Here is a 19,208-nt window from a genome sequence, read left to right on the forward strand (position 1 = left end):
CTGCTGCTACTTCTTGCGGCGGCGACCGCCGCCACCGCTCTTCTGGGCCTTGCGGCGCTCCGCACGCGTCATGCCGTCCGAGGCACCGGACGGCACACTGTCGTCGTTGGTGAAGTCGCCCTCGACGACACCGCCCTCGCCGTCCACCGTGGGAGCGGAGAAGTGGAGCCGGTCCGGCCGCTGCGGGGCCTCCAGGCCCTTGGCACGGATCTGCGGGGCGGCGGCGCCCTCCTTCTCCAGGGAGGGACGCTCGGCACCGTCCTGCACCGGAACCTCCTCGACCTGCTGCTCGACCTGGACCTCCAGGTTGAACAGGTAGCCGACGGACTCCTCCTTGATGCCCTCCATCATGGCGTTGAACATGTCGAAGCCCTCGCGCTGGTACTCGACCAGCGGGTCCTTCTGCGCCATCGCGCGCAGGCCGATGCCCTCCTGGAGGTAGTCCATCTCGTAGAGGTGCTCGCGCCACTTGCGGTCGAGCACCGAGAGGACGACGCGGCGCTCCAGCTCACGCATGATGTCGGAGCCGAGGGTGTTCTCGCGCTCCTCGTACTGCTCGTGGATGTCGTTCTTGACCGACTCGGCGATGAACTCGGCGGTGACGCCCGCCAGGTCCCCGGCCGCCTCCTCCAGCTCCTCGACGGTGACCTTCACCGGGTAGAGCTGCTTGAAGGCGCCCCACAGCCGGTCCAGGTCCCACTCCTCGGCGAAGCCCTCGGCGGTCTCCTGCCGGATGTAGTCGTCGATCGTGTCGTCCATGAAGTGCCGGATCTGCTCCTGGAGGTCCTCTCCCTCCAGAACGCGGCGGCGCTCGCCGTAGATGACCTCGCGCTGCCGGTTGAGCACCTCGTCGTACTTCAGGACGTTCTTACGCGTCTCGAAGTTCTGCTGCTCGACCTGCGACTGGGCGGAGGCGATGGCGCGGGTGACCATCTTGTTCTCGATCGGGACGTCGTCCGGGACGTTCGCCATCGACATGACGCGCTCGACCATCTGGGCCTTGAACAGGCGCATCAGGTCGTCGCCCAGCGACAGGTAGAAGCGGGACTCGCCCGGGTCGCCCTGACGGCCGGAACGACCGCGCAGCTGGTTGTCGATACGGCGCGACTCGTGGCGCTCGGTGCCCAGCACGTAGAGCCCGCCGAGCTCCTTGACCTCTTCGAACTCCGCCTTCACGGCCTGCTCGGCCGCCTCCAGCGCGGCGGGCAGCGCGGCCGCCCACTCCTCGACGTTCTCCACCGGGTCGAGGCCGCGCTGGCGCAGCTCCGCCTCGGCGAGGTCGTCCGGGTTGCCGCCGAGCTTGATGTCGGTGCCTCGTCCGGCCATGTTCGTCGCGACGGTGACGGCGCCCTTGCGGCCCGCCTGGGCGACGATCGTCGCCTCCCGGTCGTGCTGCTTGGCGTTGAGGACCTCGTGCTGGACGCCGCGCTTGGAGAGCTGCTGCGAGAGGTACTCGGACTTCTCGACCGAGGTGGTGCCGACGAGGATCGGCTGGCCCTTCTCGTGCTTCTCGGCGATGTCGTCGACGACCGCGGCGAACTTCGCGACCTCGGTGCGGTAGATCAGGTCCGACTGGTCGGCGCGGACCATCGGCCGGTTCGTCGGGATCGGCACCACGCCGAGCTTGTAGATCTGGTGGAACTCGGCGGCCTCGGTCATCGCCGTACCGGTCATGCCGGAGAGCTTGTCGTAGAGGCGGAAGAAGTTCTGCAGGGTGATCGTGGCGAGGGTCTGGTTCTCGTCCTTGATGTCCACCCCTTCCTTCGCCTCGATCGCCTGGTGCATGCCCTCGTTGTAGCGGCGGCCGGCGAGGATACGGCCGGTGTGCTCGTCGACGATCATGACTTCGCCGTCGATGACGACGTAGTCCTTGTCCTTCTTGAACAGTTCCTTCGCCTTGATGGCGTTGTTCAGATAACCGACGAGCGGGGTGTTCACCGACTCGTAGAGGTTGTCGATGCCGAGCCAGTCCTCGACCTTGGCGACGCCGGACTCATGGATGGCCACGGTCCGCTTCTTCTCGTCGACCTCGTAGTCGCCGGTCTCCTCGATGCCCTTGAGCTGGTTGCCCGCCTCGCCCTTGGTGAGGCGGGTGACCAGCTTGGCGAAGTCGCCGTACCACTTGGTGGCCTGGTCGGCCGGGCCGGAGATGATCAGCGGCGTACGCGCCTCGTCGACCAGGATGGAGTCGACCTCGTCGACCACGGCGAAGTTGTGGCCGCGCTGGACGAGCTCGTCCTTGGACCACGCCATGTTGTCGCGGAGGTAGTCGAAGCCGAACTCGTTGTTCGTGCCGTACGTGATGTCGCAGGCGTACTGCTCGCGGCGCTGGGCCGGGGTCATGTTGGCGACGATGCAACCGACGGACAGACCCAGGAACTTGTGGACCCGGCCCATCAGCTCGGAGTCACGCTGGGCGAGGTAGTCGTTGACCGTGATCAGGTGCACGCCCTTGCCCGAGAGCGCGTTCAGATACGTGGGCAGGGTGCCGACGAGGGTCTTGCCCTCACCGGTCTTCATCTCGGCCACATAGCCGAGGTGCAGGGCGGCTCCACCCATGATCTGTACGTCGTAGTGGCGCTGCCCGAGGACACGCTTGGCGGCTTCGCGGACCGTGGCGAACGCTTCGGGAAGCAGGTCGTCCAGGCTCTCGCCGTCCGCGTACCGTTCCTTGTACTCGTCGGTGAGCGCCCGCAGCTCGGCGTCGGAGAGGTTGACGAAGTCCTCTTCGATGGAGCTGACCTGGTCCGCGATGCGGTGCAGTTTGCGCAGGATCTTGCCTTCGCCTGCACGCATGAGCTTGTTGAAGACGGACACTGAGGCTGGTCTCCTTGCCGGTCGGGCCTGGCACTGGGTCGTGTAATGGACTCTGGCGCGGGCACGGCAGGTGGGCCCCACCGCAACGGCCATCGTAAGCGAGGACACCACCGCGTCGGGAGGGCTGCCGTCGCGTGGACCTCACCGCACCCTTATAGGACAACGGTCCAGAGGCACGGAAGGTGCCGGGAAGCCCGAAAATGCTCGCGTCACGGCGACCGGCTCACGAGAATCGGCCCATGGAGCCGATCACCCTCACCACGGAACGCCTGGTCCTGCGGCCTTTCGGCCCGCAGGACACCCAGCGGGTGCACGCCGCCTGCCAGGACCCGGACATCCAGCGCTGGACGGTGATCCCCTCCCCGTACCGCCTCACCGACGCGGAACTGTTCACCACGAAGCTCGCCCCGGCGGGCTGGCAGGACGACTCCGCCTACGGCTTCGCCCTGACCCTGCGGGGGACCGGGACGCTCGTCGGAGCGCTCGGTATCGACCGTCGCAGCCGTCCGGGGACGTACGAGGTGGGCTACTGGTCCGCAAAGGAGCACCGCGGCCACGGCTACGTCACCGAGGCGGTGCTCGGCTCCGCCCGCTGGGCCTTCGCCTCGCTCGGAGCGGACCGGCTGGAGTGGCGGGCCGAGATCGGCAATCTCGCCTCGCGGGCCGTCGCCCTGCGGGCGGGGTTCCGGCTTGAGGGCGAACAACGGTCCGGGCTGCTCAACAAAGGCGTGCGGCGCGACGCCTGGACGGCGGCCCTGCTCCCGTCCGACCTCGGGCTCGCGGGTACCCACCCGTACGTCCCCGGGCGGCCCGCGCCCCGGCCCGCCTGACCCCCGCGATCCAGGGGGGATTCCGGGGCCGGACTGTCAGTGTCGGCGTCTAGGGTTCGACGTATGACGCCTGTGCCTCCTCCCGCAGTCGAACTCTCCGCCGACCAGGCCCGCCGCATAGCCCTGCGCGCCCAGGGCTTCCTGGGGGCCCCGGACCGCCGGGCAGGGGTGCCGGGGGTGCTGCGCCATCTCGGCGCGGTCCAGCTGGACACGATCTCGGTGCTGGCCCGCTCGCACGAGCTGATCCCCTACGCCCGGCTCGGCCCGGTGGGCCGCCGGACGGTGGAGGAGGCGTATTGGTCGGGCGGTCGCACCTTCGAGTACTGGTCGCACGCCGCGTGCATCCTGCCCGTCGAGGAGTGGCCGCACTTCGCGTTCCGCCGCCGCGCCTACCGCTCCCGCCCGCACTGGCACCACGATCTGCCCGACGGTGTGTACGACACCGTGATCAAGCAGCTGCGCGACGAGGGCCCGCTGACGGCCACCGAGCTGGGCGGCGCGAAGAATGGCGGCGAGTGGTGGGACTGGTCGGCGTCCAAGGTCGCCGTCGAGCGGGCGCTGATGTACGGCGAGGTGGTGTGCACCGAGCGGCGCGGCTGGAAGCGGATCTACGACCTGGCCGAGCGGGCCATTCCGGACGCCCTGCTGCACGACGAGCTGAGCGACGCCGAGTGCCGGCGGCGGCTGGTCGCGCTGGCGGGCAGGTCCCTGGGCGTCGGCACCCGCAGCGACATCGCGGACTACCACCGGCTGAGGGGCGAGGAGTTCGACGCCGTGGTGGCGGACTCGGGGCTGGTCCCGGTCGTGGTGGAGGGCTGGACGAAGCCCGCCTGGGCGGACCCGGAGGCCCTGGCCAAGGAGCCGCGCGGCCGCCACCGTACGACGCTGCTGTCGCCGTTCGACTCCCTGATCTGGGAGCGGGCGCGCACGGAGCGGATCTTCGACTTCACCCATCGGCTGGAGGCCTACGTGCCCAAGCAGAAGCGGATCCACGGCTATTTCGCGATGCCGCTGCTGGCGGGCGGAAAGCTCCAGGGCCGGGTCGACCCGGCCCGCGAGGGCAGCACGCTGGTCGCCAAGCAGGCGTCCTTGGCCGGTCCGAAGGCGGTGGCCCCGATGGCCGAGGCGCTGGTGGAGGCGGCGGCCTGGGTGGGCTGCACGGACATCCGGGTCGACCGGGTGGACGCGCCGGAGCTGCGCGAGCCGCTCCGGACGGAGATCGGCCACGCGTTCCGGCGCGCCGGTCGCTGACCGGCTACCGGATCTCCAGGATCTTCTCGCGCATGGCATAGACCACGGCTTCCATCCGGGAGTGCAGCTGCAGTTTCTCCAGGATATTGCGGACGTGGTTCTTGACCGTGTTCTCGGAAATGAACAACTCCTTGGCGATATCCCGGTTGTTCATGCCGGTCGCCACGAGTTTCAGCACCTCCAGCTCACGTTCGGTGAGCCGGGGCGCCGGCACGAGCCGCCGCTCGTCGGTGCGCTGGATCATCGATTTGAACTCGGTGAGCAGCTTGGAGGCCATGGAGGGGCTGATCTGGGACTGGCCGTCGGCGACCGCGCGAATGGCCGTGGCGACCTCGTCGGTGGAGATCTCCTTGAGGAGATAGCCGGTCGCGCCCGCCTTGATCGCCTCGTAGAGGTCGGCCTCCTCGTCGCTGATCGTCAGCATGATGATCTTCGCGCTGGGGGCCACCTCCTTGATGGCGGTGCAGGCCTCGATGCCGCCGCGTTTGGGCATCCGGACATCCATCAGAACGATGTCGGGCAGCAGGTCCGCGGCCTTGTCGACCGCCTCGGATCCGTCCCCGGCCTCGCCGATGACGTGGATGTCCTCCTCCTGCGCGAGGACGATCTCCAGACCCCTGCGGAAGAGCGCGTGGTCATCGACCACGAGGACCCTGATGGGCTCCTTGCGAGAAGCGTCGTCCGCGTCCGCACCGGTGTACCCACCGGTGTCGTCGTCGGAGTCGTTCGCATCACGCACGGGCCCGAAGGTGTCCGCCATCGTTCCTCCCCCTGAAGGCCACGGTCTGAAGTGTCGGTCGTTCGCCAACGGCACCTCACGGAACACCGATTGGCTCGGTCCGCCATGATTCCATGCCCCGGCCCCGGGACGGTGGTCCTGTGCCCGAGCGCGGGTGCCCCCGGTGGCGTGAAAACGCCCCGGGGGCACCCGCGTGATGTTGCCTCAGCCGCCGAGCGCACCGCCCGCGCCGCCTGCCTCGTCCGCGGCGAGCGGGTCGGTCCTCAGGTGGATGACGCCGTAGTCGTAGGCGTGTCGCCGGTAGACGACGCTGGGCTCCTTCGTCTCGGAGTCGACGAACAAATAGAAGTCGTGGCCGACCAGTTCCATCTCGTAGAGCGCCTGGTCGAGCGACATGGGTGCGGCGGTGTGGGTCTTCTCGCGCATCACGAGAGGCCCTTCGCCCTGCACTTCGAGCGAGCCGATCTTCGTGGTGGGGACGGGCGCCGGCGACTGGTCGCCGACCAGCTCACCGTCCTCGTCGAACGAAGCTACGCCGGGGACGACGTCCCCGACCTCGGCAGCCGACAGACGGCCGTTGCCACGGCGGCTGTAGCGCTTGTCGTGCTGCTTGCGCAGCCGGGCCTCCAGCTTTCCGGTGGCCAGGTCGAGCGCTGCGTAAGGGTCGCCCGCCGCCGCTTCCGCCCGGATGACCGGCCCCCGGGAGCGGAGCGTGATCTCCACCCGGTCGGAACGGTCGGCCTGACGGGGATTCGGCTCCTTGGACACCTCGACGTCGAGGCTGATCACCTTGCCGTCGAACTTCTGGATCTTGTCCAGCTTCAGCTTCTCGGCCACGTGCTTGCGGAACCGCTCGGGCACCTCGGTCTTGCGGCCCTTGACGACGATGTCCACGCAGAACTCCGTTCCCGGATCGCCCCGCTCCGTGGCGGGGCATCTCCCTTTTGCACCAGGCCCCGGCGTTCCCCAGGGCCTCGGACTCGGTGGCTTTCGCCTCCTCCTCCCCTGCCGGAGGGATCGCAACCCCACCGACTTTGCGTGCTTCTCCTACCGGTGAGTTACCTGCCCGAAACCTGATGGCGCATTCATCGAGGTGCGGCATTCACCGTTCCTCACAACCGAACATAGCCTGCACACCAGGGTCTCGGCACCCGCTACTGGCACGTACCTCCATTCAGGGGGTCTTGACCTCTCATTACCTGCAACGATGCAGGTAATCGGTCAGTTCCGGTTTATTTCGAAGGCGGAGGGAGAAGCTGCGACGACAGCCGCCCGGAGCCCTCCGTGCACGGAGGGCTCGCGATCGCCGCCGCGCCCTTCGTCGACGGCCCGTGCCGCTTCCGCCAGCGTCGATCCCGTCGTCAACAGATCGTCGACCAGGATCACCCGGTCGTGACGGAGGAGTCCGCGCCGGAGGAGGCGCTCTCCCACTGCCGTGAGCTCCAGCGCGCCGGCCAGGTTCGCCCGCCGCTGCCGCGCCCCGAGCCCTGACTGGTCGGCGACCGCGCGCCGCTGCCGGAGCACCGGAAGCACCCGGGCCGGCAGAGCCGCGCGCCGCAGCTCCCGCGCGGCCGTGACGGCGATCCTGCGCACCGGATCATGGCCACGCGCAGCGGTCGCGGAACGCGCGGAGGGCACAGGGACCAGCAGCAGGGGCGCCGCAGCCCGCAGGGACCCTGCCCCGCCGAGCGTCGCCGCCCTGCCCAGCTGCCCCGTCCCGGCCCGTACACAACCCGCCAGGGCCCGTCCGAGCGCCCCCGCCAACCCGAGTGCACCGCGCTCCTTGTGGGCCAGCAGAACCGCGCGTACGGCGTTCTCGTACGGCGCGGCCGCGTATACCGCCGGAAGTCCCGGCGGCCCGGGCGAGGGGCGGACCCGGCGGGCGGGCCCGCCGAACAGCGCGGCCCCGCAGGCCGCGCACAGCTCGGTGCGCGGTCTGCCGCAGCCGGCGCAGGCCACCGGCAGAAGCAGACCGGACAGCTCCTGCCACACGTTCCGCACGACCTCACTGTGCCGCGCCCACCGGTACCGGACCACCCCTGTGGAAAACCCCGGAAACCGGCCGGGGAGCCGATGCTCCGACCCGGGATCCCGCGTGGAGACCCACCGGCTCCCGATCAGCCGGGGTAGACCAACGCCTTGCCCTTCTTGAGGACCGTCTGCCAGTTGTCCCCCGGCGAGAGCTTCACGATGCCGTCGCCGACGGTCTCCGCCATCAGCGGAAGCTGTTCGTCGTCCGCCGCGGCGACCGACTGGACCTGGTTCACCCCGGGAAGCGCCGCGGAGGCCGACGTGGACCCGTCAGCCTGCACATAACGCACCTGCTGAACGCCGCCCTCCTCCTTGCCGACCACCACCAGACGGCTGCGTCCCGACCAGGAGATGGCCGAAACGTCCGCGAGCTGCGGTGCGGCCTGACGCAGATCCTCGACCGAGATCTCGGGCGCCACGGAGGACCCCCGCCGCTCGACCCGGCCGATGTTCAGCGTGGTACGGCCGTCCTTCGTCAGCAGCAGCGCGATCCGCACCCCGTCCGCGGACATCCGGAGCTCCTCGATCCGGGCACCGTCGAGGCCGGGCACCCGAACCTCCTGCGGCTCGCCCGTGCCCCCGGCCAGCCGCAGCAGCCTGGGTCCTGCCGGATCACGGTCGGCGACCCACAGGTCGCCGCGGCCGTCCCAGCTCGGCGACGACAGCCGGTCGGCGGCCTTCTTCGCCCTGCTGGTGACGAGGGGCTCGTCCAGGTCGCCCTCCGTCTCCAGGGAGGACACGTAGAGGTACTGCCCGGAGGAGGAGACCGCGGCGGCCCGCTCCTCGTCCCGGGCCACTCCGACGGATCCCATCGGGACAACGCCCGCTCCCAGCGGTCCGGTCACGGGCTCCGTCGTCCCGGTGTCGCCGCTGGCGCCGAGGACCCGCTCCACCTGTCCCTTGTCGTTGATGAAGTACTGGCTGTCGTCCCCTTCGGAGCCACGGTCGGCGGAGAACTCCGGCGCGTCGTCGGCGTCCAGCGCGCAGAGCCTGCCCTCGCCGCCCTCCAGCTCCACCCGCTCGACCCGCGCCGAGGTCAGGTCCCGGAGCGTGAACAGCACCTGGGCGGCCATCATCCGGCAGGCGCTCCGGCCCGCCGTGTCGGCCTTCTGGTTGAGCGGCACCTTCAGGACGTTCTGATCGTCCGGTGCCAGCGCGGTGACGCCCTTGCGCAGGGCGGTCCCCGTCGGGAACCGGGAATCGACCACGGGACGCAGCCAGTTCGTCGGCCCGGCCAACAGCGTCCTGACGGTCTGCGCCACGGTGTCCATGCGCGTGACGGGATCCGTGCGGTTGCGTACGTAGACGGGGTCGGCGACGAGCGTCGACCGGCCGTTCGTGCCCCCGGTGGCGTAGTAGTACTTGTTCACGGAGCGGTAGAGCCGCTTGAAGTCGGACTGTCCGAGGACCAGGCCGTCCGGCACGACGTCGATGCGCCACTCCTTCTTCCCCTCCGCCACCTGTTCCAGCACCAGGTGCAGGGTCTGGGCGTAGGAGGTGGGCGCGAGCGGCTGGTAGGAGCTCTGGGCGTCGACCGTCGCGACCTTCTCGCCGGTCAGCGTGTAGGTCGTCTCCCGGTCCCGGGTGGCGCGGTTGTCCTCGTCGTGGAGGAGGGGGCCGCCGCGGTTGGGGGCCTGGGCCAGCACCGTGGTGGTACCGCCCGGCTGCCAGGTGCGCCGGGCGTCCGCGCTCAGGTACTTCCGGGTGGTCGCGAAGGCGGGATCGTCACTGGTCATCGACTCCAGGAAGCCGTCGACGATCTCGCTGGGCGGGGCGCCTTCCCGGGGCGCCACCGCGTACACCTGCACCTGGGAGTCCCCGGGCTGCGAGGCGTCGACCGCCTTGACGTCCCCGGTCACCGGCATCGAGCCGCAGCCGGCCAGCACGGCGACGCCGCAACCGAGCAGTGCGGATATCCGCACCGCCCGCCCATGGCCGCCCGGACGGCGGTCAGTACCCACGAGTGGTGTCCTCCTGGTCGGAATGCTGTACGCCGTTGCCCACGCCACCGGGACGCTCCGGGGTCTGGCGCGCCACGACGCGTGCCCCGTTGCCGGGCAGCGCGGCGGGGTGCACCGACGAGGGCGCGCCGTTACGGACGGCGGGGCCGCGACCGGGCACGGGCAGCGGCGAACGGCCGCCCCCTCCGGGCTGGGGCGGCACGGACGTCAGGCGGTGGTCGCCCGGCGTCCCCGGCCCGGCCTCGTCGCGCTCCCGGTTCTCCCGGTTGCGCCGCGAGTCCTCGGGCTCCAGCGGTATCGGCGAACCGCGCAGGGGCTCGTCCGCCGTACGCGGCAGGGTCAGCCGGAACTGGGAGCCGCCGCCGGGCTCGCCCCAGGCCTGGAGCCAGCCGCCGTGCAGCCGGGCGTCCTCGACCGCGATGGAGAGGCCGAGGCCGGTCCCACCGGTCGTCCGGGCGCGCGCCGGGTCGGCACGCCAGAACCGGTTGAAGACGCGGGTCGCCTCGCCGGGCTTGAGCCCGACCCCGTAGTCCCGGACGGCCACGGCGACCGCGCCCTGTGCCACCCCCATCCGCACCACGACGTCCCGGCCCTCGCCGTGCTCGACGGCGTTGACCACGAGGTTGCGCAGGACGCGTTCGACGCGGCGGGCATCGGCCTCGGCGATGACCGGCTGATCGTCGCCGACGACGATGATCCGGCTGCCCTTGCGCTCGGCGAGCGGCTCGGCGCCGCCGATCACCCGGTGCACCACGGTCCGCAGGTCTATCGGCTCGGCCTCCAGGGCCGCGGCGCCCGCGTCGAAGCGGCTGATCTCCAGCAGATCGGCGAGCAGCGACTCGAACCGGTCGAGCTGGTCGCCCAGCAGTTCGGCGGAGCGTGCGGTGACGGGGTCGAAGTCGGCGCGGGCCTCGTGGATGACATCGGCGGCCATCCGCACGGTGGTGAGGGGGGTCCGCAGCTCGTGCGAGACGTCGGAGACGAAGCGCCGCTGCATCCGGGAGAGCTCCTCCAGCTGCTGGATCTTCAGCTGGAGGTTCTGGGCCATCTTGTTGAAGGCCTCGCCGAGCCGGGCGATGTCGTCCTCACCGGTGACCTTCATCCGTTCCTGGAGCTTGCCGGCGGAGAGCCGCTCGGCGATACCGGCCGCCATCCGCACCGGGGTGACGACCTGCCGCACCACGAACCAGGCGATGGCCCCGAGCAGCACGACGACGAACAGTCCGGCGGTCGCCAGGGTCGTCTTGACCAGGGACAGGGACTTCTCCTCCTGCGTGAGCGGGAAGAGGTAGTACAGCTCGTAGGGCTGCTGATCGATGTCGTAGAGCCGCTTGCCGACGACGAGCCCCGGTTGCGACTCGTTGCCGTACGAATACTGGATCAGGGAGTACGTCTGGTAGGCGCCCTGCCCCTTGCTCACGTTCTGCCGCAGACGCTCGGGCACGCTGGACGCCTCGACGCTGCCGGAACCGCGGGCGGCACGGCTGCTCGCCCCCTCGGTGACCGAGTCCACGCTGAGCGCCACCACGTTGAAGGCGTTCTTGCCGCCGCTGGCGAGCTGGTCGACGAGCTCGGTGCGCCACGAGGTGCTGCCGGTCATGCCGTCGGCGCCCTCGCTCCCCTGCCCGCCGGGGGCGAGGGGGGCGTTCGCCTTCTCCTGGGCCGCGGCGAAACCGCCGGCGGCCTGGGTCTGGGCGGCCTTGCCCTTGGCGTCGAGCAGGCCGTTGCGCACCTGGCCGATGACGACGAAGCCGAGCAGCAGCACGACCCCGAGCGACATCAGGAGGGTGCCCGCGACGACGCGGAGCTGCAGGTTGCGCCGCCACAACCGGACGGCGGGCAGCAACGGACGGCGTACCCACCGCATCAGCAACCGCGGTACGGGCCCGCCGGGCGTCCGGTCCTCGAACAACCGGCCGCCCTGCAGGAAACGGCTCATACGTGACGCCTTCCGACCCGAGTCGGCAGCCCGCTCCGTACGGACTCCCGGCTCGCCGGGCCGCGGAGCAGCACTGCCTCGGGCCATCTCAGCTCGGTCCGGCCTTGTAGCCGACGCCTCGGACCGTCACCACGATCTCCGGCCGTTCCGGGTCCTTCTCGACCTTGGAACGCAGACGCTGGACATGAACATTCACCAGGCGGGTGTCGGCCGCGTGGCGGTAACCCCACACCTGCTCCAGCAGGACCTCACGGGTGAAGACCTGCCACGGCTTGCGGGCGAGCGCGACCAGCAGGTCGAACTCCAGCGGAGTCAGGGCGATCGACTGCCCCTCCCGCTTCACGGAGTGGCCGGCCACGTCGATGACCAGGTCACCGATGGTCAGCTGCTCCGGCGCGGGCTCTTCGGACCGCCGCAGACGTGCCCTGATCCGGGCCACCAACTCCTTAGGTTTGAACGGCTTGACGATGTAGTCGTCGGCCCCGGATTCCAGGCCGACCACGACATCGACGGTGTCGCTCTTGGCAGTGAGCATGACGATCGGCACACCGGACTCGGCCCTGATCAGCCTGCACACCTCGATGCCGTCCCTACCGGGCAGCATGAGATCGAGCAGCACCAGGTCCGGCTTGGCCTCACGAAATGCGGCCAGTGCCTTGTCGCCGTCCGCTACGAACGACGGCTCGAAACCTTCTCCACGCAGCACAATCCCGAGCATCTCGGCCAGTGCGGTGTCGTCGTCGACGACAAGGACGCGTCCCTTCATAATCGACATCATCCCATTAGCTAATCGTTACCTGCGATGACCTGGCACACAGCTCGGCCAGACCGACCCCCGTGACCGGGGAAATCGCGCCCTCCTCGGTGACGATCGCCGTGATCAGTTCCGGCGGTGTGACGTCGAAGGCCGGGTTGTACGCCGGGGCTCCGAGGGGTGCGACGACGATTCCGCCTCCGCCGCCGTCCGATACACCCTGCGGCGATGTGAGCTCCGTCACTTCCTTCCCGGAGCGCTGCTCGACGATGATCGATGCGCCGTCCGGGGTCTCCAGATCCACGGTCGTCGTCGGCGCCACCACGATGAAGGGCACGTGGTGGTACTTCGCGAGCACGGCCAGCGGGTAGCTCCCCACCTTGTTGGCCACCGAGCCGTCCGCGGCGATGCGGTCGGCGCCTATGAGCACCGCGTCGACCTCCCCCGCCGCGAACAGGGAACCCGCCGCGTTGTCCGTGAGCAGGCTGTACGCCAGCCCGTTCCTCGCCGCCTCGTACGCGGTCAGCCGCGCCCCCTGGAGCAGCGGCCGGGTCTCGTCCACCCACAGCCGCCGCAGCCGCCCCTGTCGGTGCACCCGCAGCGCCACCGCGAGCGCCGTCCCCTCACCCCCCGAGACCAGCGCCCCGGTATTGCAGTGGGTCAGCAGCTGATACGCCCGGCCCGGCAACAGCTCCTCCAGCAGCGCCTCGCCGCACTCGGCCATACGCCTGCTGGCCTGGGCATCCTCCCGGTGCAGTGCCCGCGCCTCGGCCAGTGCGGCCGCGGCGGCCGCCTGGTCGCCCTCGCCCTTCCCGGAGGCCGCCCAGTAGGCCGCCGCCACCCGCCGCACGCCGTAGCCGAGGTTCACCGCGGTGGGCCGCGCCCCCTCCAGCAGTCCCGCCGCCTCCGCGACGTCGAAGCCCCTCGCCGCCGCGAGCGCCACCCCGTACCCCCCGGCGATCCCGAGCAACGGAGCCCCGCGCACCGCCAGCGTCTGGATCGCCCGCACCAGCGCGGGCACATCGGTGCACACCAGCTCGACCTCCTCGGCGGGCAGCCGCGTCTGGTCGAGAAGCACCAGCACGGGGCCTTCCGGAGGCTCGTCCCAGCGGAGTACGGAAAGCGCGGGAGGCTCGAAGCCCACCGATGATTGCGCGTCCTGATCAGCCATCTGTCCAGTCTGCCCGGAGAGCCACCCGGATATGAAGGTGCGAACGGGAAGGAGCGGCCGGTCCGCCCCGAACCGGCGCGTGGCACGATGGCTGCCAACCTGCCGCGCCGATGAGCGGTCAGGACGGTGAAGGAGCGAGAATGAACGACTCTCCGGGCTGGGCGTCGCCCGGATCTGCCCCCTCCGACGGCAAGGAGAAGGCGATCCCCCGCCCCTCCGACCCGCAGGACGGAAGCGGCCCGACGGGACAGTGGTCCCCCGAGCAGCCGCCCCCCGGGCAGTGGTCCCCACCGAGCAACCCCGGCGGCGCCGGAACCCGGCCGCCCGCACCCGGCTGGGGCGGCGGCCCGCAGCGACAGGGCTGGGCAGGACCGCCCCCGGCCGCGAAGCCCGGTGTCATCCCGCTGCGCCCGCTGAGCCTCGGCGAGATCCTCGACGGCTCGGTGTCCGCCCTGCGCGCCCACTGGCGTACCGCACTCGGCTTCAGCCTCACGGTCTCGGTGGCCACCCAGATCGCCGTCATCCTCATGCAGCGCTACCTGCTGCCGGAACCGACCTCCATCGACCCGAACGCCACCGGCGCCGAGGCCCTGCGCCAGACCGCCGACTCGGCCCGGTCGACGCTGTTCTCCCTGGCTCCGGTCTCCCTCCTCTCGATGATCGCCACGCTCTTCACGGCGTCGGTCGTCACCGTGATCATCAGCCGCTCCGTGCTGGGCCGCCGCACCACGCTCGCCGACTCCTGGGCCGAAGCCCGCCCCCGCGTCCTCCCCCTGCTCGGGCTGACCGTGCTGGTCGCCGTGATCATGGCCTCCGTCATGGCCGTGGGCATCGGCCCCGGCCTGTTGCTCGGCTCGGAGGCCGGCGCGGCCCTCGCCTTCCTCGGCTTCGCCGCCGCCTGCGTCGTGATGCTCTGGCTGAACGTCAGCTTCGCGCTCGCCGCCCCCGCACTGATGCTGGAACGGCAGAGCATCGTCGCCGCGCTGCGCAGGTCGGCGAAGCTGGTCCGGGGCGCCTGGTGGCGCACCTTCGGGATCCTCGCCCTGACCTACCTGCTGACCTTCCTGCTGACGTTCCTCGTCTCCATTCCGTTCGGCATCATCGCGGTGATCGCCGACGGAACCGAGGTCAGCGACCTCTTCGGCGGTACCGCCCCCTCCGTCGGCTGGCCCTTCCTGATCGTCACCGGCATCGGCGAAGTGATCGTCTCGACGTTGATCTACCCCTTCGTCGCTGGTGTGATGGCCCTCCTCTACGTGGACCAGCGCATCCGCCGCGAAGCCCTGGACCTCGACCTCGCACGGGCCGCCGGCCTGCCCGGCTACGGCGACAACACACCCAGGAGCTGATGCGGTGTCGGGGGCGGGGGGCATCACCACTGCACGGCAGGACATCGCAGCGGGCGACATACCCGTCGACACGCCACGTCTCCCCGCACGGGAGGCGGCCGAGAGCGAACTGTCCAAGCCGATGTACCACGAGAACGACCCGAACTTCCTCCAGCGCGCCCTGAACCAGTTCTGGGACTGGGTCGCCGGAGTGTTCGACGCCGCCGCGGGGGCCGCCCCCGGCGGCCCGGCCGGACTCGCCGTCCTGGTCGTCATCCTCATCGGTCTCGCCGCCGCCCTCTGGTGGCGGCTCGGCACCCCGCAGCGCTCCTCCCGGAGCACGGACGCGCTCTTCGACAGCACAGGCCCCCGCAGCGCGGCCCAGCACCGCGCCGCCGCCGAAGCACACGCCGCGGCCCTGCGCTGGACCGAAGCCGTCCAGGAACGCATGCGCGCCGTCGTCCGGTCGCTGGAGGAGCGCGCCCTGCTCGACCCCCGCCCCGGCCGCACCGCGGACGAAGCCGCGGCCGAAGCGGGCCGCACCCTCCCCGAGCACACCGCCAGGCTGCGCGCCGCCGCCCGGAGCTTCGACGACGTGACATACGGGGGCCGCACCGCGGACCAGTCGGCATACCTGTCCCTGCGCACCCTCGACCTCGAACTCGACGAGGCGAAGCCGCTGCTGCCCGGATCCTCCCGAGGAGCCACCGGATGACCGCGACGACCACCGCTTCGCCCACCTCGACCGCGCCCTCCCCAGGCCAGGTCTGGACCCGCGCCCGAGGCATCCTGGCCGTCGTCCTCATCCTCGTCGTCGCCGGTATCACGTTCGCCGCCGTACGCTCCGGCACGAACCACGGCCAGCTCGACCCCCGTTCCGCGGACCCCAAGGGCAGCCGTGCCGTTGCCGAACTCCTCAAGGCACACGGTGTATCCGTCACCGTCGCCACCACTCTCGACGAGGCCACCGCGGCGACCGGGCCCGACACCACCCTCCTGGTCACCGGCCCCAACCTTCTGACCCGATCCCAGCAGCTCCAACTGGTCGAAGCGACCTCCGCCTCCGCGGGACGCACCCTGCTGGTCGCCCCGGGGCCTGGGGCCACGCCCCGGCTCGCCCCCGGCATCCGCGCCGAGTCGCACCAGGCCGTCAGTGCTCTCGCCCCGGCGTGCGAGCTCCCCGCCGCCCGGCGGGCCGGCACAGCGGACATGGGCGGCACCCGCTACACGACGCAGGACCCCACCGCCGTCGCCTGCTACCCGAGCGCAGGCCTCCCAAGCCTGGTCGTCCTCCCGACCGGTGCGGGCGGCGACACCGTCGTCCTCGGCTCCCCCGGCATCCTCACCAACGAACGTCTCGACAAGCAGGGCAACGCCTCGCTCGCCCTGCAACTCCTCGGTTCCCGTCCCCATCTCGTCTGGTACCTCCCCTCTCTCACCGATCCGTCCGCAACAACCGATGACGGCGCCCCCGGCGACGGGGACAAGGAACAGTCGGAGGGCGGAGCGAGGAACGACTCGGCCGACGAGAGCAGCTTCCTCGACCTCGTCCCCTCCGGCTGGCTGTGGGGAACGCTTCAACTCGCCCTCGCCGCCGTCCTTGCCGCCGTCTGGCGCGCCCGCCGACTCGGCCCCCTGGTGACAGAACGGCTGCCGGTGGCCATCCGCGCATCCGAATCCGCCGAGGGCCGCTCCCTCCTCTACCGCAAGGCCAACGCCCGCGACCGGGCCGCCGAGGCCCTCCGAGCCGCCAGCCGCACACGACTCGCTCCGCTCGCCGGTGTGCCCGCCCGTGACGCGCACACCCACGATGTCCTGCTCCCCGCCGTGTCCGCACGCGTCACCGCCCCGGACCGCGACCTGAGCACCCTGCTCTTCGGTACGGCTCCCTCCACCGACGCCGCCCTGGTCCTCCTCGCAGATCAACTCGACGCCCTCGAAAGAGAGGTACGCACTTCATGAGCGCCCCGACCCCCGAGCCGGCCGAGCCCACGGCGCCCGCCGCAGCCCCCGTGCTGCCCACGGAACCGGAGCCGTCCGACAGCGCCCGCGCCTCCTTGGAGGCTCTGCGCTCCGAGATCGCCAAGGCCGTGGTCGGGCAGGACCCCGCTGTCACGGGACTCGTCGTCGCGCTGCTCTGCCGTGGTCACGTACTCCTCGAAGGTGTGCCCGGCGTGGCCAAGACCCTCCTGGTCCGCGCACTCGCCGCCTCCCTCGAACTCGACACCAAACGCGTCCAGTTCACCGCCGACCTGATGCCCAGCGATGTCACGGGTTCACTGGTCTACGACGCACGCACCGCCGAGTTCTCCTTCCAACCCGGCCCGGTCTTCACCAACCTGCTGATCGCCGATGAGATCAACCGCACCCCTCCCAAGACCCAGTCGTCCCTTCTCGAGGCGATGGAGGAACGGCAGGTCACCGTCGATGGAACGCCGCGTCCACTGCCCGAGCCGTTCCTCGTCGCCGCGACGCAGAACCCCGTCGAGTACGAAGGCACCTACCCCCTCCCTGAAGCCCAACTGGACCGCTTCCTGCTCAAACTGACGGTTCCGCTGCCCTCGCGACAGGACGAGATCGACGTCCTCACCCGTCACGCCGAGGGCTTCAACCCCCGCGACCTGAAGGCCGCCGGGATAGAGCCCGTCGCCGGACCCGCCGACCTGGAAGCTGCACGCGAAGCCGTCGCGAAGACGACCGTCTCCCCCGAGATCGCCGGCTATGTCGTGGATATCTGCCGTGCCACGCGCGATTCCCCCTCGCTCGCCCTCGGAGTCTCCCCCCGAGGTACCACCGCACTGCTGTCGACCGCACGCGCCTGGGCCTGGCTGACCGGCCGGGACTATGTCATCCCGGACGATGTGAAGGCCCTGGCGCTCCCCACGCTCCGTCATCGCATCCAACTGCGGCCCGAGGCGGAAATGGAGGGAGTCACTCCCGACTCCGTCATCGCCTCAGTGCTCGCCCACGTCCCCGTACCCCGATGAGGCGGTAACCATGGCCCTCACCGGACGTACCGCGCTGCTGACCGCCCTGGGGTCACTCCCCGTAGGCATCCTTGCCCCTAGCTGGACCGGGATGCTGGCGGTCAACGCACCGCTCTCCCTGGCAATTCTGTGCGACTACGCCCTGGCCGCGCCAGTGCGCACGCTTCGATTCACCCGATCCGGGGATACAACTGTTCGACTCGGTGACGCGGCCGAGGTGCAACTGACGGTGACCAATACCTCGCGTCGGCGTCTGCGCGCCCAGCTGCGGGACGCCTGGCCCCCCAGCAGCTGGGCATCGGGCACCGAACGCCGCGCTTCCCGTCACACGCTGACGGTCCCCGGCGGCGAACAGCGGCGCATGGTCACCGTTCTGCGCCCCACGCGTCGTGGCGACCGGCAGGCGGAACGCATCACGGTCCGCTCGTACGGCCCGCTGGGCCTGGCCGCACGCCAGGGGCAGCACCGAGCCCCTTGGACCGTGCGGGTCCTGCCGCCGTTCACCAGCCGCAAGCACCTGCCCTCCCGGCTCGCCCGGCTCCGGGAACTGGACGGTCGCACCAGCGTTCTGACACGGGGTGAAGGCACGGAGTTCGACAGTCTGCGGGCCTACGTACCGGGGGACGACACCCGCTCCATCGACTGGCGGGCCACCGCACGCCAGTCAGCCGTAGCGGTCCGGACATGGCGCCCGGAGCGCGACCGGCACATCCTGATCGTCCTCGACACCGGACGTACGTCGGCGGGGCGAGTCGGTGATGTTCCCCGCCTGGATGCCTCCATGGACGCCACGCTCCTCCTCACCGCGCTCGCCCTGCGGGCGGGCGACCGTGTCAGCCTGCTCGCCTACGACCGCCAGGTCCGAGCCCGCGTCCAAGGCCGAACGGCCTCGGGCAATGTCCTGGCCAGCGTCATCAACACGCTGGCGACGCTGGAACCCGAGCTCATCGAGACGGACGCCCGCGGCCTGAGCAATGCCGCTCTCACGGACGCCCCGCGCGGTTCGCTGATCGTTCTCCTCACGACGCTGGAGGCCGCCCCCATCGAGGAGGGGCTTCTCCCGGTGCTCCCCCAGCTCACCCAGCGCCACACCGTTGTCGTGGCTGCGGTCTCCGACCCTCGGATCGAGGAAATGTCCCACGCACGGGGAACAGTGGACTCGGCGTACGACGCGGCAGCCGCCGGCCAGGCCCAGGCTGACCGCCGCCGCACGGCGGACAGGCTTCGGCGCCATGGCGTCGTCGTCGTGGACGCCACCCCGGACAATCTCGCTCCCGCGCTGGCCGATACGTACTTGGCGCTGAAGGCCTCAGGTCGTCTCTGAGTGGCCTGGAGAAACCTGCTGGCCGGCCCAGAGAGAGGTGGGTGGGCTGCGGGCCCGGGCCCGGAACGCAGAAAAG

15 protein-coding genes are annotated in these 19,208 nt (G+C 70.6%); 7 read left to right on the forward strand and 8 right to left on the reverse strand.

Annotated elements, in window-relative coordinates; genetic code table 11:
* Positions 1 to 6: 6 nt before the first annotated feature.
* Complete coding sequence (gene secA, locus RNL97_RS12285; RefSeq protein WP_030591985.1) at positions 7 to 2,817, reverse strand: preprotein translocase subunit SecA; 2,811 nt, start codon at positions 2,815 to 2,817, stop codon at positions 7 to 9.
* 239 nt (positions 2,818 to 3,056) lie between these two features.
* On the opposite strand from secA, the gene RNL97_RS12290 reads away from it, so the two are divergent.
* On the forward strand, positions 3,057 to 3,647 hold the full coding sequence (locus tag RNL97_RS12290; RefSeq protein WP_030591988.1) for a GNAT family N-acetyltransferase: 591 nt from the start codon (positions 3,057 to 3,059) through the stop codon (positions 3,645 to 3,647).
* Positions 3,648 to 3,710: 63 nt separating this feature from the next.
* Positions 3,711 to 4,898, forward strand: coding sequence for a winged helix-turn-helix domain-containing protein (locus tag RNL97_RS12295; protein WP_243314150.1), 1,188 nt, complete (start codon positions 3,711 to 3,713; stop codon positions 4,896 to 4,898).
* Between the two features lie 4 nt (positions 4,899 to 4,902).
* Here RNL97_RS12295 and RNL97_RS12300 read toward each other — a convergent pair whose 3' ends face one another.
* The 7 genes from RNL97_RS12300 to mtnA all read right to left on the reverse strand — a co-directional run bounded on the left by RNL97_RS12300 (position 4,903) and on the right by mtnA (position 13,493).
* The gene (locus tag RNL97_RS12300) at positions 4,903 to 5,658 is read right to left on the reverse strand and encodes a response regulator (RefSeq protein WP_030591995.1); all 756 of its coding nucleotides are present in this window, start codon (positions 5,656 to 5,658) and stop codon (positions 4,903 to 4,905) included.
* A gap of 183 nt (positions 5,659 to 5,841) precedes the next feature.
* Positions 5,842 to 6,531, reverse strand: coding sequence for a ribosome hibernation-promoting factor, HPF/YfiA family (hpf, locus tag RNL97_RS12305; RefSeq protein WP_006124981.1), 690 nt, complete (start codon positions 6,529 to 6,531; stop codon positions 5,842 to 5,844).
* A gap of 327 nt (positions 6,532 to 6,858) precedes the next feature.
* On the reverse strand, positions 6,859 to 7,638 hold the full coding sequence (locus tag RNL97_RS12310; RefSeq protein WP_030591998.1) for a ComF family protein: 780 nt from the start codon (positions 7,636 to 7,638) through the stop codon (positions 6,859 to 6,861).
* Between the two features lie 116 nt (positions 7,639 to 7,754).
* Complete coding sequence (locus RNL97_RS12315; RefSeq protein ID WP_313751620.1) at positions 7,755 to 9,590, reverse strand: LpqB family beta-propeller domain-containing protein; 1,836 nt, start codon at positions 9,588 to 9,590, stop codon at positions 7,755 to 7,757.
* Positions 9,591 to 9,618: 28 nt separating this feature from the next.
* Entirely contained in the window at positions 9,619 to 11,655 is a 2,037-nt protein-coding gene (gene mtrB, locus RNL97_RS12320) for an MtrAB system histidine kinase MtrB (RefSeq protein WP_032766617.1), read from the reverse strand.
* Position 11,656: 1 nt separating this feature from the next.
* Complete coding sequence (mtrA, locus tag RNL97_RS12325) at positions 11,657 to 12,346, reverse strand: two-component system response regulator MtrA (protein WP_007448372.1); 690 nt, start codon at positions 12,344 to 12,346, stop codon at positions 11,657 to 11,659.
* A gap of 4 nt (positions 12,347 to 12,350) precedes the next feature.
* On the reverse strand, positions 12,351 to 13,493 hold the full coding sequence (mtnA, locus tag RNL97_RS12330; RefSeq protein ID WP_030592007.1) for an S-methyl-5-thioribose-1-phosphate isomerase: 1,143 nt from the start codon (positions 13,491 to 13,493) through the stop codon (positions 12,351 to 12,353).
* 140 nt (positions 13,494 to 13,633) lie between these two features.
* Between mtnA and RNL97_RS12335 the strand changes: the two genes are divergently transcribed.
* The 5 genes from RNL97_RS12335 to RNL97_RS12355 are packed head-to-tail and all read left to right on the forward strand — an operon-like array spanning position 13,634 to position 19,132.
* On the forward strand, positions 13,634 to 14,842 hold the full coding sequence (locus tag RNL97_RS12335) for a hypothetical protein (RefSeq protein WP_313750694.1): 1,209 nt from the start codon (positions 13,634 to 13,636) through the stop codon (positions 14,840 to 14,842).
* A 4-nt stretch (positions 14,843 to 14,846) separates the two neighbouring features.
* On the forward strand, positions 14,847 to 15,536 hold the full coding sequence (locus RNL97_RS12340) for a DUF4129 domain-containing protein (protein WP_243314154.1): 690 nt from the start codon (positions 14,847 to 14,849) through the stop codon (positions 15,534 to 15,536).
* Positions 15,533 to 16,783: a DUF4350 domain-containing protein gene (locus tag RNL97_RS12345; protein WP_243314155.1), complete on the forward strand. Its 1,251-nt coding sequence runs from the start codon at positions 15,533 to 15,535 to the stop codon at positions 16,781 to 16,783. The genes RNL97_RS12340 and RNL97_RS12345 overlap by 4 nt, the downstream gene beginning before the upstream one ends.
* The gene (locus RNL97_RS12350; RefSeq protein ID WP_030592021.1) at positions 16,780 to 17,808 is read left to right on the forward strand and encodes an AAA family ATPase; all 1,029 of its coding nucleotides are present in this window, start codon (positions 16,780 to 16,782) and stop codon (positions 17,806 to 17,808) included. The genes RNL97_RS12345 and RNL97_RS12350 overlap by 4 nt, the downstream gene beginning before the upstream one ends.
* 10 nt (positions 17,809 to 17,818) lie before the next feature.
* Positions 17,819 to 19,132 (forward strand): DUF58 domain-containing protein, encoded by a 1,314-nt coding sequence (locus RNL97_RS12355; RefSeq protein WP_313750695.1) that lies wholly within the window; start codon positions 17,819 to 17,821, stop codon positions 19,130 to 19,132.
* The last annotated feature ends 76 nt before the right edge of the window (positions 19,133 to 19,208 follow it).

It is taken from the genome of Streptomyces parvus (assembly GCF_032121415.1).
Classification (GTDB): domain Bacteria; phylum Actinomycetota; class Actinomycetes; order Streptomycetales; family Streptomycetaceae; genus Streptomyces; species Streptomyces globisporus_A.